A 13,848-nucleotide genomic window follows, 5' to 3' on the forward strand; every position below is an offset into this window, starting at 1 on the left:
ACCGTTGCCAGCGGCCTGCTGCGTTCCTCGGCCTGCACCCGGCTGAGAGACAGCAGATCCTGAATCAGCCGGTTCATGCGGCTGGCCTCGCGCGCCATGATGTCCAGAAACCGGGCGCGGGCAGAGGCGTCATCTCGGGCCGGGCCGCGCAGCGTCTCGACAAAGCCGATCAGCGCGGTCAGCGGGGTTTTCAGTTCGTGGCTGACATTGGCGACGAAATCGCGGCGGGTCTGTTCGGCCTCGTCGGCAAGGGAGTGATCCAGCACGGCGACCAATGCGCCATGCCCAGAACCGCGCGGCATCGGCGCGACTGTCACCTCGGTCATCAGGTCGCGCCCGTCCGCCCTGATCACCGCACGCAGCCGCGCGCCGCCATCCGGCGGAGCAGGCAGCGCGGGATCGACCGCAGGGGCGGGATTGCGGGCAGGGTCCAGAACCCAGTCCAGCGCAGCGACCACGGCGGGGTGGCGCATGATGGTGACAAAAGGCCGGTCGGTCAGGCCGGTGCCGAACATCGCCTCGGCCGGGCGGTTGGCGGCCAGCGTGCGCGCATCGCCATCCACCGCCAGCATCGCGACGGGTACGCCGTTCAGAAACCCGGCCAGCCGGTGCCCTGCGGCACGCCCGGTCATCAGGCCGGGCGCAGGCCGGCGCGGAACCGCGCGGCGTTCCGGCGATAACGTTCCGCCGATTGCAGCAGGCCGGCCCGCGCCGCCTCGTCCAGTTGCCGCACCACTTTGCCCGGTGCACCCATGACCAGCGCGCCGGGGGGAATTTCCTTGCCCTCGGCGATCAGCGCGCCTGCCCCGATCAGCGCCCCCGCGCCGATCGTTGCGCCGTTCAGGATGGTCGCTCCCATGCCGATCAGCGCGCCATCGCCGATCCGGCAGCCATGCAGGATGGCGCGGTGGCCGATGGTGCAGTTCTGACCGACAATCAGCGGATAGCCCGGATCAGTGTGAAACACGCTTAAATCCTGCACATTACTGCCCCGACCGATGCGGATTTCCTCGTTATCGCCGCGCAGCACCGCCCCCCACCAGACCGAGCTTTCGGCTTCCAGCACAATGCGGCCCATCAGTTGCGCATCCGGCGCGACCCAGGCCTCTGCGGCGATTTGCGGCACGATCCCGTCCAGTTCCCAGATCACGAGTGCTGCTCCTCCATCAGATGTTTCACGAAATCGCCCAGTTCCACCTGCCGGTCGCGGCGCAGGCGCTCGGCGGTCAGGATGGCGCGCAGCCGTGCCTCGGTCGCGTCCAGATCGTCATTGACCAGGACATAATCATATTCCGCCCAATGGCTGATTTCGGCACGGCTTTTCTGCATGCGCCCCGCGATCACCTGATCGCTGTCCTGCCCGCGCGCGCGCAGCCTGCGTTCCAGTTCCGGCAGCGAGGGCGGCAGCACAAAGATCGACACCACATGCCGCCCCAGCGCCGAGGCGCGGATCTGCTGGCCACCCTGCCAGTCCACATCGAACAGCGTGTCGCGCCCGTCGCGCATGGCCTGTTCGACCGGGCCGCGCGGGCTGCCATAGAAATTGCCGAACACCTCGGCATGTTCCAGCATCTGCCCCGAGGCGACCTTGGCCCGGAAATCATCGGTTGTGGTAAAATAATAGTCGCGCCCGTCAACCTCGCCCGGACGAGGGGCGCGCGTCGTGGCGGAAACGGAAAAGCGAAGATGCGGATCCCATTCCATCAGCCGCCGCGCCAGTGTGGATTTTCCGGCACCCGAGGGCGACGAGAGAATGATCAGCAATCCGGTCCGTTTCATCGTCTTTTCCTGCGTCTGCGGCTGGTCAGGGGGATGGACCACGCGCCCTCGACATGCAAGGGCGGATCGCAGATCAACAAACTGTGCTTTTACACAACCCCCGGATGTTCTTAACCATCTGTTAGGAAACGACTCGGCATGGGCTGTGCTTGTGTTTATTCTGGTCATGCTTTTTTAGGTTGTAAAAGTGCTGCGTGATGCAATCATTCATGCAGCCGGGTCACGAGTAAGATCGGGGGGCATGGGAATGTCGGACACACAAAGCGAGGACAGGGATATGCGGGTCGCCGGCAACAGCGGGGCGACATCCGGCCAGGTGCTGCGTATGGCTGATTTTGATCGCACAAATCCCTCGCGTTTGCTGATCGAGATGCGCGAATACTGGCAAAGCCTGCGACAGGGGCGCGCCATCCCCGCAAGGTCCGAAATCGAACCGCGCAGCATTCACAGATCCCTGGACTACGCCTTTATTCTGGAACGAATCGCCCCCGGCGCGGCGCGCTTTCGGCTGGCCGGGCGGCATCTGATCGACCTGATGGGGATGGAGGTGCGCGGGATGCCGCTTTGCGCCGTCCTGAACCCCTCGTCGCGCGGGCGATTGTCCGATGTACTGGAATCGGTATTCAAGGCCCCGCAGATCGTCGAGATGACGCTGACCGCGCGGGGCGAATATGCCCGGCCCGAATTGCATGGCAAGATGCTGCTTCTGCCGCTGAAATCCGATCTGGGCGATGTCACCCGCGCCCTTGGCTGCCTGATCTCGGACGGAGAACTGGGGGTTGCGCCACGCCGCTTCGATCTGGTCAGCGAAACCATTACTCCGGTCGTGCCCGGTGGCACGGTCCTGAAACCCTCGCCGTCAATGTACGGGCTTTCAGGTCCACAGTCGGGTGCCCTGGCCGGCGCGACGGCCCGAAAGAAGCCGCAGCCGTCACCCCGCGCGCGGATCACCGAAGCCGATTCGCCCGAACAGCGCCGGGCGATGTTCAGGGTCGTGGCCGACGGCCAGGCCTGAACGCCCGACAATCCACCTCTGCCCGACATCCACCCCTATCGCGCCGGAACTACGCGTACCACGCCCGCCTGCGCCGACAGGGCAATCTCTCCTGCGGCCAGTCGCAGCGCGTCGCGGCCAAACACATCGGATCGCCAGCCCTGCAAGGCCGACAGATCGCGTTCGCCCGTGGCGATGGCATCCAGATCGGCAGCCGAGGCGATCAGCTTGGGGGCAACCCCCGCCGCATCGGCCTTGGCCTTCAGCAGCACCCGCAGCAGATCAGACAGCGCCGGATTGCCGGGCTTGCCGGGTTCGTCCTTTTTGGGCTGCGGCAAATCCCGCGCATCCAGCCCGGCCTTGACCGCCGCCAGAATGCCGGCCGCGATCTCGCCCTTGCGTGCCTCGCGAAGCAGCAGGCGCGACCGGCCCAGATCGGCCTCATTCGTGGGCTTGGTCGAGGCGAGTTCGATCATCGCGTCATCTTTGAACACACGCGAACGGGGAATGTCACGATCCTGCGCATAGCTTTCACGGAATCGCGCCAATTCACGCAGAATCGCCAGAAAGCGCGGTGAGCTGGTCCGGGTGCGCACCTTCATCCACGCCTCTCCGGGGCGGGTGATATAGGTTTCCGGGTCGGTCAGCACGCCCATTTCCTCGACCAGCCAGCTTTCGCGGCCATTCTGCTTCAACTGCGCCGACAGATATTCATAGATCGCGCGCAGATGCGTCACATCGGCCAGTGCATAGGCTTTCTGCGCATCCGACAGCGGCCTGCGCGACCAATCGGTAAAACGCGAGGATTTGTCCAGCCCGGCGCGGGCGATCTTGCGCACCAGCGTCTCATAGCCGACCTGCTCGCCAAAGCCGCAGACCATCGCCGCGACCTGCGTATCGAACAGCGGCTCGGGGAACAGGCTGGCATCGTGAAAGAAGATTTCAAGATCCTGCCGCGCGGCGTGAAAGACCTTCATCGTTTGCCGATGCCGGAACAGATCGTATAGCGGTTCCAGCGACAGCCCCTCGGCCAGCGGATCGACCAGCACAGCCTCGCCGCCCTGCTTGTCGCCGTCGCTGGCCGGCGGTATGGCAAGCTGGATCAGGCAGAGACGCGACCAATAGGTCCGCTCTCGCAGAAATTCGGTATCGACGGTGACATAGGGTGCCGATTTCGCCGCTTCGCAGAAACGGGCAAGATCCTCGGTGCGGGTGATCGTGGAAATGTTCTGGCTCATAAGGCTCTTTTCACCTTTGGGCGGTTCGTCCGCCAGTTGCGGCTGCAATATGCTGAACTTGCCGCGTTGGGAAGGGCCACAATGGCCATGCGACCACATTACGTAGGGTTAGCTCAGCGGCGGAATATCACCTTCTGCCCGTTGCGCGTTGAAATCGGAAACAAAACTGTCCAGAGCGCCCGCTGAAATTGCATTGCGCAGCCCTGCCATCAACTGCTGATAATAGTGCAGATTGTGCCATGTCAGCAGCATGCCGCTGATCATTTCACCGGCGCGAAAGACATGGTGCAGATAGGCCCGCGAATAGTTGCGGCAGGCGGGGCAGGTGCAATCTTCGTCCAGCGGACGAGGGTCGTCCTGATGGCGGGCGTTCTTGATGTTGATCTGCCCGCGCCGCGTCCAGACCTGCCCGGTCCGCCCTGAACGCGAGGGCAGCACGCAATCCATCATATCGACCCCGCGCGCGACCGCACCCACGATGTCGTCAGGCTTGCCCACCCCCATCAGATAACGCGGTTTGTCCTCGGGCAGGAAACCGGGCGCATAGTCCAGCACACCGAACATCGCCTCTTGCCCCTCGCCCACGGCCAGCCCGCCAAGGGCATAGCCGTCAAAACCGATGGCTTTCAGCGCCTCGGCCGATTCCTCGCGCAGATCGCGCGTCACGCCGCCCTGCATGATCCCGAACAGCGCGTGGCCCGGACGGTCGCCAAAGGCATCGCGCGACCGCTGCGCCCACCGCATCGACAGCCGCATGGATTTGGCCACATCCTCGTCGCTGGCAGGCAGCGCCGGGCATTCGTCGAAGGCCATCACGATGTCACTGCCCAGAAGACGCTGGATCTGCATGCTGCGTTCGGGGGTCAGCACATGCTTGCTGCCGTCGATATGGCTGGCAAAGGTCACGCCATCTTCGGTCAGCTTGCGCAGCGGACCAAGGCTCATGACCTGAAACCCGCCCGAATCGGTCAGGATCGGGCGCGGCCAGTTCATGAAACGGTGCAACCCTCCCAGCCGGTCGATCCGTTCCGCCCCCGGCCGCAGCATCAGGTGATAGGTGTTGCCCAGCAGGATATCGGCCCCGGTTTCGCGCACTGATTCGGGCAGCATCGCCTTGACGGTGGCGGCGGTACCCACCGGCATGAAGGCGGGGGTGCGAATCTGGCCGCGGGGGGTATCGATGACACCCCGGCGCGCCTGCCCGTCACGGGCCTCGATACGGAAAGAGAATCGGCTCATGCGCATCGTTTACTCTGACGCGCGGGTTTCGACAAACGGTCGCGACATGCCCATGCCGTGCATGCGCGAGGAAAGAGGCATCCGGTTTTTCCTCCCTCATTCTTGTATGGCCTCATTCTTGTGTGAAACCGGATCAATTCCTATAACAGGAATCAGGAATAGGGGAAGCGAATGACCGAACCAATGATGGAAGGGGCGCCGCTGATCGCGCCTTCAAGCACCGACCACCCGCTGTACGAGGCGGTGGTCGAGGCATGCAAGACGGTCTACGACCCCGAAATCCCCGTCAATATCTATGATCTCGGGCTTATCTACACGATCGATATCAATGACCTGAACGAGGTGCGGGTGATCATGACCCTGACCGCGCCCGGCTGCCCCGTCGCGGGCGAGATGCCGGGTTGGGTCGCCGACGCGGTCGAGCCGCTGCCCGGCGTCAAGCAGGTCGATGTCGAGATGACCTTTCAGCCGCAATGGGGCATGGACATGATGTCGGACGAGGCGCGGCTGGAACTGGGCTTCATGTGACTTGAGCCAGGGGGCATGCGTCCCTATCTTGACAGGACGGATCAAAGGGAACCTGACCATGTTCGCCATACCCGGCACATCGCCCGTCACCATCACCCCGGCGGCCCAGCAACAGATCGTCCGCCTGATGACCGGAAAGGGCGCGTTCGGCCTGCGCATCGGGCTGAAAAAGGGCGGCTGCGCGGGCATGGAATACACGATGGAGCTGGCATCGGCACCCGAGGCTAACGACGAGGTCGTCGAACAGGGCGAGGCGCGGGTGCTGATCGCACCGATGGCGCAGATGTTCCTGTTCGGAACCGAGATCGACTTTGAAACCGGCCTGCTGGAATCCGGTTTCAGGTTCCGCAACCCCAATGTCACCGAAAGCTGCGGCTGCGGCGAATCGGTGCGCTTTGAACCGCTGGAGGGCAGCCGCACCGCCAAAAGCTGACGCAGGCCGCAGGACGCGTCAAAGACGGGCACGATGCCCGCTGGCTGCAAGGCGGACCTGCCGGGCAAAGCCCGGCCCGTCGCTGCCGCCCGGACAGAAGCGCGCCTTGCGCGCAGTCGGTCTGCGGATGCCTTTATAGCCAGACGCGCTTAAAGTGATGATGTTGTCAGGCTATATTGTTGCACGCAGCAACAGCTATGGGCGGACAAAAGCCATCAGAATATATTGCAGCCGGGGCCGGGCGTCAGGATCGTCCGCCCGCGCCACATTCCCTGCAAGGGTCAGTTCGGGTCCGGGGTGGGAATGCGGATCAGGGTTTGCAGGCCCGTGGCGACATGCTGGCGCGTGTCGCCGCTCACGCTCCAGACATCAAGCTGACAGATGGTCAGCGTCCGGCCCGGTTTGATGACGCGCCCGACCGCCTGCAACAGGTCGCCCTTGGCGGGGTTGATCAGGTTCAGCTTGAATTCCACCGTCAGGACCGAACTTCCCTCGGGGAACATGGTAAAGCCCGCGATCCCCCCGGCCTGATCCGCGATCGAGGAACTGGCTCCGGCGTGGAAAAACCCGTGATGCTGTGCCAGATCGGCGCGAAAGGGCAGATGCAGTTCCGCCAGCCCCAGCCGCAGATCGGCGATCCGCACGCCCAGAAGCCGCATCAGCCCCGGATGATCAAACTGTTCCCGAAGAGCGCGGATTCGCGCCTCGTCCAGCCTCGCCCCGATTTTCATTCCATCCGCCCCCATGAATAAATCCGTCACATCCCCAACAGGTTGCGGCGAAATCCGGGCGAGGACAACACGACCTCTCTCGCGCCTATCCGGCGGGCATGGTCCAGCGCCATGCCGGTCAGCGTCTGCGCTTCGTCCACGGCCTGCCCCAGCGGATGCCCATGCCCCAGACCCACCACCACCAGCGCCGAGAACAGGTCGCCCGTGCCCGGCAGCGCCACCGGGATCAGCGGCGTCGGGTGGCGGCTGATCGCTTCGGGGCCCACCAGAATGACACTTTCCAGCACCCCCTGCGGCGTGTCGTCCAGCACGCAGCCGGTCGCGATCAGCCGCCCCCCCGGCGCCATGGGCAGCGCCTTGGCCGCCTTGCGCAGATCGTCCAGCGAGGCGATGTGCCGACCCGTCATGTGCCCCAGTTCGAAGGAATTGGGCGTGGCGATATCGGCAAGGGGCAGCAGCACGTCGCGCATCATCGCGGCGACGGCCTCGGAGACGTAAAGCCCCGGCTCGTGATCGCCCATCACGGGATCGCACAGATAGACCAGATCGGGATTGGCCTCTTTGCAGCGCGTGACAAATTCGGCGGTCAGCCGCGCCACCTCGACCGAGCCGATATAGCCGGTCATCAGATAGGCCGCCCGCTGCGGCAGCCCGCGTTCCGCGACCCCCAGCAGCAGATCGGCGAACAGATCGGGCGACAGGGACGCACCGCGCAAGGTCGGATAATCGGGGGTGTTCGAGAACAGCACGGTCGGGATCGCCGCCACCTCAAGCCCGGCGGCCTGCATCGGAAAGACCGAAACCGAATTTCCGACATGGCCATGCACCACCTGGCTTTGCACCGAGATGACCAGCGGCAAACGTTCCACAATCATCGCGCACCCTCCAGCCGCAATTGCCAATCCTCGACCTGCCCGCTTGCGACACGGCGCGCAGCGTGGCGGCGCCAGCTTTCGGCAAGCACCTCAAGCGCGGCCATGCGCGCCAGATCGTCAAGGTTCATCCGGTCGATATACATCGCCTGCCACAGCCGCCGGATCGTCCAGTCCGGCGCGATGCGGTCGATCAGCTCCAGCCCTTCGCCCGGCGAGACCAGCCCCGGCTGCAGCACGCGGTAATACCAGCCGGTGCGCCCGCTGGCCTGCACCCGCCGCGCCATGTCGGACACGCCAAAGCGGTGGTTCAGCTTCCAGCAGGGCTGCCGCCCCTGACTGACCTGCACCAGCGCCTCGCCCAACCGGAAGATGTCGCCCACCGCGACCTCGGCTTCGGTCAGGCCCGCGACGGACAGATTTTCGCCAAATGCGCCCGGCGCGTCCAGCAACGGATGATTGCCGATCTGGTCGCGCCAGACGGCATAGTGGTCGCGCGGATAATGATGCACGGCCTTTTCCACCCCGCCATGCACACGCAGATCCGCCTGCCGGTCGCCCGCGAAGCCCTGCGGCCCCAGCATCAGCGGCACGCTGACCCTGGCTTTGGCGATTCCGCTAAGCTGATCGCTGCCCGGCAACGGCGCGATCGGTCCAGTCAGCACGGTCAGGCCGGTCATCATCTATCCCTCGTGAAACACGAGGAAATCTTGCTATCCCGCGCGCTTCGGATCAACAGGAAAACGATGATGACGCGGCCCGCCGGCAGGATATGGCGGATTTCCGTTCAGACCGGGGGATCGTCGTCCGGGTGGCCGATATCGACGAACCAGCCACCGAGGCATCGCACTGCGGGGGACAGCGGGTCTGTTGCTTTGGTCCGCGCCTCGATCATGGCGCGGAAGTTCTCGGTATCGTCCTGCGGGTAAAAGCCCAGATGCCCGGCCAGCCGGTTGTCGAACGGTTTCACCTTGTTGTCCGATGTCCCGAAACTGACAGAGAAACCCACACGCGGCGCAGTCAGCGCCGCCGTCACCAGCCGCACGCAATCGTCAAAACTGAGCCAGGACCACAGCATCCGCCGGTCCGCGGGTTCCGGGAAGGACGAAAAGATCCGCAGCATCGCGCTTTCGATCCCGAACTTGTCCCAATAAAGCCTGCCCAGATCCTCGACAAAGCATTTCGACAGGCCGTAAAGGCTGTCCGGGCGATGCGGGGCAGCGGCGTCGATATGGCTTTCCAGATCGTGATAGCCGATGGCATGGACCGATGAGGCATAGACGACCCGCCCGACCCCGTATTTCCGCGCGCCCTCGTAGATGTGATAGCTGCCGCGAATATTGGCGTTCAGCACCTCGTCCCAGGGCCGCTCAAGCGGGGCGCCGCCGAAATGGACGATGGCATCGACGCCCTCGCAGGCCGCGATGGCCGCGCTCATGTCGGCCAGATCGAAATTCAGCACCTCTTCATGCGGCTGCGGATCGGCGACGGGGCCGATATCGGCAAGGCGCAACCTCCGCGCAAGCGGCGCGAGGCCCCGGCGCAGCTCCGTGCCAAGCCGTCCGGCGGCACCGGTGATCAGGATGGTGTCGTAACGCGGGCTCATGCGGTGGTCTCCGTAGCGGGTTTCAGGGCAGCGACGGCGCGGGCGATGCGGGCGACCGCGCTGGTCAGCACCTCGTCCGATGTCGCGGTCGAAATGCGAAAGAACGGTGACAGCCCATAGGCCGATCCTGGAACCGAGCCGACATGCCCATGGGCGAGAAGATAGTCCGACACATCCGCATCGCTTTGCAGCACCCTGCCCTGCGGCGTTGCCCGCCCGATCAGCCCCTCGCAGCCGATATAGGCGTAGAAGGCGCCTTCAGGGGCCGACAGGGTCAGCCCCCCGATCCGCGCGATACCCGCCACGACCAGATCGCGGCGGCGCTGGAATGCCCGACGAAAGGCCGCGACGCAATCCTGAGGGCCGGTCAGCGCCGCCAGCGCCGCTGCCTGCATGGGGGCGGCGACCGAGGTGCAGCTTTGGCTTTGCACCGTGGCCATGGCCCTGACAAGCGGCGCGGGTCCGGCGGCGTAACCCACGCGCCAACCGGTCATCGCATAGGCCTTGGCGACTCCGTTCACGGTCAGCGTGCGGTCGGCCAGTTCCGGGCAGGCGGCGGCAAAGCTGACGAATGCCCGGTCGTCAAAGATGATATGTTCGTAAATCTCGTCCGACAGGATCAGCACATGCGGATGCGCCGCCAGCACCGCACCAAGCGACTGCAACTCGGCCCTGCTGTAGACCGCCCCCGAGGGGTTGCCCGGCGCATTCAGGAACAGCCATTTGCTGCGCGGGGTGATCGCAGCCTCCAGCATTCCGGGCGTCAGCCGAAAGCCGTTTCCCACCGGGCATTGCGGCATTACCGGCACGCCGCCAAGCAGTTTTACCATCTCGGGATAGCTGACGAAACAAGGGGCGGGCAGGATCGCCTCGTCACCTGCGTCCAGCGTCGCCAGAAGCGCGTTGAAGATGATCTGTTTGGCCCCGTTCGCGACCACGATATTTTCGGGCCCGGCATCCAGCGCGTTTTCGCGCCGGAACTTGTCGGCAACCGCCGCGCGCAGGGCATCGGTGCCGGCAGCGGCAGTATAGCGCGTCTCGCCCGCCAGCGCGGCGGCGTGGCTGGCCTCGCAGATATGCGGGGGGGTCGGGAAATCCGGTTCCCCCAACCCCAGATCGATCACATCCACCCCGGTCGCGGCCAGCGCTCTGGCCGCCTGCGAGGCCGCCATCGAGGCCGAGGGTTTCACGGCGGCAAGCCTGCTGGCGATATGGTTCATCATTGCTTTTCCTCCGTCACATAACCGCGTGCAACATCCATGGCCCGCGCCTCTTGTCCGCGTCGGGCCGGATCGCCGTAACCGCCGCCGCCGGGCAGTTGCAGCACCAGCCGACGGCCCGCAGGAACGTGCTGCCAGCCCTTTGGCCGCATCGCCGTGCCATCGTCCAGCGCAGCCGATCCGGGCGCGCCGTCCTGCCCGCCATTTCGGCCACGCGGCGCATGCGCGATGCGGTCGAACATGGCCGAGAAATCGAACTGGTGCCCCGCCGCCGCCTCGATCTCGATCACCTGCCCCAGCCCGCCGCGATACTGCCCGTCACCGGCGGAATCCGGGCGCAGCTCTTTTCGCCAGATGACCACCGGGCCGGTCTGCTCGGTCGCCTCGACCGGCATGGTCATCACCCCCGAGGGGAAGGCCGTGGCAGACAGCCCGTCAAGCTTGGGGCGGGCACCCATCCCGCCGGAATTGAACATCAGGATCTCGGCGTTGCGGCCCGTGGTTCCAGGCAGCGGCTGGGCCGAGATGTGGATGTTCCACAGCGCGCCCGAGCCTTCGGCAAGGATCCGCCCCGGCAGCGCCTTCGCCAGCGCCCCCAGGACCAGATCCGGCACCATATGGCCGAACACATGCCGCAGGCTGACCGGCGCGGGACGCCGGGCGTTCAGGATATTGACCGGCGAAGATATGGTGAACGGGGCAAGCGAGGCCCAGTTATTCGGAATATCGGGCGTGATGACGCATTTCATCGCATAGCAGGCATAGGCCTTGGTATAGATGACCGGCACATTGATGCCCCAGCGGCTGACCGGGTCGCTGCCGGTGAAATCGACATTCACCGTATCGCCCCGCCTCTCAATCGTCGCGACCAGCCGGACCGGATCGTCATAGCCATCGACCGTCAGCTCATTCGTCCACCTGCCTGCGGGCAGCGCGGCGATCCGGTCCCGCGTCGCTGCGCGGGTGCGCGAAAAGATGAACGCGCTCAGGCTTTCAAGGCTTTCAAGCCCGGTCTCGTCCATCATCGCGGTCAGGCGGCGATGGCCGACATCGTTGCAGGCGGCCAGCGAATAGCAATCGCCGATCACCTGGTTCGGCTCGCGCACATTGGTGCGCAGAATGCCGATCAGGTCGCGATTCACCTTTCCCCGTTCGGCGAATTTCATGATGGGGATCTGGATCCCCTCTTCATAGACCGATTTGCCGTCTGCCCCGAAACCGCGCCCGCCGACATCGACGACATGGGCCGTGCAGGCAAAGAAACCGACCAGCCTGTCATCCCTGAACGAGGGCGAGACCATGGTGATGTCATGCAGATGCCCGGTCCCCAGCCACGGGTCATTGGTGATATAGGTGTCGCCGGGATACATCTCGTCGCGCGCAATCGCGGCCATGAAGTTCAGAACTGCCTCGGCCATGGTGTTGACATGACCCGGCGTGCCCGTGACCGCCTGCGCCAGCATCCGGCCCTGCGGGTCAAAGACGCCCGCCGACAGGTCGCCCGCCTCGCGCACGGATGTCGAAAAGGCTGTTCGAAGCAGCGTCAGCGCCTGTTCCTCAACCACCGAGATCAGCCGGTTCCACATGACCAGCATGCGGATGTCCGCGGTCGGATCAGCAACTGGATCTGCGGTCGCGGTCATGGCTGCGCCTCTTTTCGGGTCAAAAGAAGGGATCCGTCGGTCTGCATCACCACATCGAAGGGCGAGGTCACGACGGTCGATGTCTCGGATTCGGTGATGATCACGGGGCCGCTGATGCGCGCACCGGGGGACAGACCGGCGCGCGCGATGACCGGCGTGGCCAGAACCCGTCCCTGCGCCGGGTCGAACACGCCGCGCGTCGCGCCGTCATGGTTTCGGGCCTGCCCGGCCGTCAGCCGGTGCGGCTCGGGTGCGGGGCGTTCGTCCTGCGCCTTGACCGAAAAGGTCACGATCTCGATTTCCAGCCCGTCCAGCCCGTCAATGGCGCGCCCGAAAAAGCGGGCATAGGCCGCGCGGAACGCATCGCGCAGCCAGCCGGAATCGCTGCCGGTAAAGGGGCGGTCGGGCAGGATCACCGGGATTTCCCAACCCTGGCCGACATAGCGCATGAAGGCGGTCCTTTCGTGGTGGATGACGCCGCTGCTGCCGGCGCGCACGAAACTGCGGGCGGTGGCGGTCAGATCATCCAGCAGCGCGTTGATCCGGTCCGCATCAAATTCGGACAGCCGCACCACTTGCGAGGCCAGCGCCTCGTATCCGAACGGGGCCCTGAGAAAGCCGATGGCGGAACCCACCCCCGCGCCCGCCGGGATCAGGCACCGGTCGATCCCCAGCTTTTCGCACAGCCGAGAGGCATGCAGCGGCGCGGCCCCGCCAAAGGCGATCATGGTGTTATCGGAAATGTCCTTGCCATTCTCGACCGCATGGACACGGGCGGCATTGGCCATATTTTCGTCCACCACCTCGACGATGCCAAAGGCCGCCGCATCAGCCGAAAGGCCAAGCCGCGCGCCGATGTCGCGGGTGATGGCGGCCTCGGCGCGGACCTGCGACAACCGGATCGCCCCGCCCGCGAAATTGTCGGGGTCAAGCTTGCCAAGCAGCAGATCCGCATCGGTGATGGCCGGGCGTTCCCCGCCACGCTGATAGCAGGCCGGGCCGGGTTCCGACGCCGCCGATTCCGGGCCGGTCTGGATGCGCCCCATCGCATCGACCCAGGCAATCGAGCCGCCGCCCGCCCCGATCTCGATCATCTCGATCACGGGGATCGAAATCGGCATGCCCGAGCCCTTGCAAAAGCGATAGGTTCGCGCGACCTCGAAGGTGCGGGCGGTCTTTGGCGCGAAATCCTCGATCAGGCAGATCTTGGCAGTGGTTCCGCCCATGTCATAACTGACGACCTTTTCAAGGCCAAAGCGCCGCGCCACATCGGCAGCAAAGATCGCCCCGCCTGCCGGGCCGGATTCGACCAGCCGCACGGGAAATTCGGCGGCCGTCCCGACCCCGATCAGCCCGCCGCCGGAATGGATCATGAAAACCGGACAACCCGCGCCCGTCTGTTTCAGACGCAGTTGCAGGCGGTTCAGGTAATCCTGCATCTGCGGGCGGACATAGGCATTGGCGCAGACGGTGTTAAATCGTTCGAACTCGCGCATCTGCGGCGAGACTTCGGACGAAATCGAGACCGGCACATCGGTCTTTGCGGCGATAATCTCGCGGGCGCG

At 64.9% G+C, this 13,848-nt stretch carries 15 protein-coding genes; 3 read left to right on the plus strand and 12 right to left on the minus strand.

Annotated elements, in window-relative coordinates; all coding sequences use genetic code 11:
* The 3 genes from ACK5L9_RS19490 to gmk all read right to left on the minus strand — a co-directional run.
* The coding region (locus tag ACK5L9_RS19490) for a sensor histidine kinase (protein ID WP_416913118.1) at nucleotides 1-632 on the minus strand (632 nt) is incomplete at its 3' end.
* Nucleotides 632-1,150: a gamma carbonic anhydrase family protein gene (locus ACK5L9_RS19495; protein WP_416913119.1), complete on the minus strand. Its 519-nt coding sequence runs from the start codon at nucleotides 1,148-1,150 to the stop codon at nucleotides 632-634. The genes ACK5L9_RS19495 and ACK5L9_RS19490, both read right to left, overlap by 1 nt.
* Nucleotides 1,147-1,779, minus strand: a complete 633-nt coding sequence (gene gmk / locus ACK5L9_RS19500) for a guanylate kinase (protein WP_416913120.1) — start codon at nucleotides 1,777-1,779, stop codon at nucleotides 1,147-1,149. Before gmk ends, ACK5L9_RS19495 begins: the two co-directional genes overlap by 4 nt.
* Before the next feature lie 325 nt (nucleotides 1,780-2,104).
* Between gmk and ACK5L9_RS19505 the strand changes: the two genes are divergently transcribed.
* Complete coding sequence (locus tag ACK5L9_RS19505) at nucleotides 2,105-2,794, plus strand: PAS domain-containing protein (protein ID WP_416913121.1); 690 nt, start codon at nucleotides 2,105-2,107, stop codon at nucleotides 2,792-2,794.
* Between the two features lie 35 nt (nucleotides 2,795-2,829).
* Here ACK5L9_RS19505 and rnd read toward each other — a convergent pair whose 3' ends face one another.
* Both rnd and tgt read right to left on the minus strand, forming a co-directional pair.
* On the minus strand, nucleotides 2,830-3,999 hold the full coding sequence (gene rnd, locus ACK5L9_RS19510; RefSeq protein WP_416913130.1) for a ribonuclease D: 1,170 nt from the start codon (nucleotides 3,997-3,999) through the stop codon (nucleotides 2,830-2,832).
* A gap of 120 nt (nucleotides 4,000-4,119) precedes the next feature.
* The gene (tgt, locus tag ACK5L9_RS19515; RefSeq protein WP_416913122.1) at nucleotides 4,120-5,250 is read right to left on the minus strand and encodes a tRNA guanosine(34) transglycosylase Tgt; all 1,131 of its coding nucleotides are present in this window, start codon (nucleotides 5,248-5,250) and stop codon (nucleotides 4,120-4,122) included.
* Nucleotides 5,251-5,421: 171 nt separating this feature from the next.
* Here tgt and ACK5L9_RS19520 point away from each other — a divergent pair, with 171 nt between their 5' ends.
* Both ACK5L9_RS19520 and ACK5L9_RS19525 read left to right on the plus strand, forming a co-directional pair.
* Nucleotides 5,422-5,778 carry an SUF system Fe-S cluster assembly protein gene (locus ACK5L9_RS19520; RefSeq protein WP_416913123.1) on the plus strand — a complete coding sequence of 119 codons (357 nt, stop codon included), beginning with the start codon at nucleotides 5,422-5,424 and terminating at the stop codon, nucleotides 5,776-5,778.
* 58 nt (nucleotides 5,779-5,836) lie between these two features.
* Nucleotides 5,837-6,211 carry a HesB/IscA family protein gene (locus ACK5L9_RS19525; protein WP_416913124.1) on the plus strand — a complete coding sequence of 125 codons (375 nt, stop codon included), beginning with the start codon at nucleotides 5,837-5,839 and terminating at the stop codon, nucleotides 6,209-6,211.
* A 281-nt stretch (nucleotides 6,212-6,492) separates the two neighbouring features.
* Here ACK5L9_RS19525 and ACK5L9_RS19530 read toward each other — a convergent pair whose 3' ends face one another.
* From ACK5L9_RS19530 to ACK5L9_RS19560, 7 genes are all read right to left on the minus strand, one after another.
* Nucleotides 6,493-6,957, minus strand: a complete 465-nt coding sequence (locus ACK5L9_RS19530) for a PaaI family thioesterase (protein ID WP_416913125.1) — start codon at nucleotides 6,955-6,957, stop codon at nucleotides 6,493-6,495.
* Nucleotides 6,958-6,968: 11 nt separating this feature from the next.
* Nucleotides 6,969-7,811 carry a pyridoxal kinase gene (gene pdxY / locus ACK5L9_RS19535; protein ID WP_416913131.1) on the minus strand — a complete coding sequence of 281 codons (843 nt, stop codon included), beginning with the start codon at nucleotides 7,809-7,811 and terminating at the stop codon, nucleotides 6,969-6,971.
* 2 nt (nucleotides 7,812-7,813) lie between these two features.
* Entirely contained in the window at nucleotides 7,814-8,494 is a 681-nt protein-coding gene (locus tag ACK5L9_RS19540) for an MOSC domain-containing protein (protein ID WP_416913132.1), read from the minus strand.
* Nucleotides 8,495-8,601: 107 nt separating this feature from the next.
* Complete coding sequence (locus ACK5L9_RS19545; protein WP_416913126.1) at nucleotides 8,602-9,420, minus strand: NAD-dependent epimerase/dehydratase family protein; 819 nt, start codon at nucleotides 9,418-9,420, stop codon at nucleotides 8,602-8,604.
* Entirely contained in the window at nucleotides 9,417-10,643 is a 1,227-nt protein-coding gene (locus ACK5L9_RS19550; RefSeq protein ID WP_416913127.1) for a pyridoxal phosphate-dependent aminotransferase, read from the minus strand. The genes ACK5L9_RS19545 and ACK5L9_RS19550 overlap by 4 nt, the downstream gene beginning before the upstream one ends.
* Nucleotides 10,640-12,283: a hydantoinase B/oxoprolinase family protein gene (locus ACK5L9_RS19555; RefSeq protein ID WP_416913128.1), complete on the minus strand. Its 1,644-nt coding sequence runs from the start codon at nucleotides 12,281-12,283 to the stop codon at nucleotides 10,640-10,642. The genes ACK5L9_RS19550 and ACK5L9_RS19555 overlap by 4 nt, the downstream gene beginning before the upstream one ends.
* Nucleotides 12,280-13,848 (minus strand): hydantoinase/oxoprolinase family protein (locus ACK5L9_RS19560; protein WP_416913129.1); only part of this gene is annotated, 1,569 nt, incomplete at its 5' end. The genes ACK5L9_RS19555 and ACK5L9_RS19560, both read right to left, overlap by 4 nt.

The organism is Paracoccus sp. (in: a-proteobacteria), assembly GCF_047973135.1.
Taxonomy (GTDB): domain Bacteria; phylum Pseudomonadota; class Alphaproteobacteria; order Rhodobacterales; family Rhodobacteraceae; genus Paracoccus.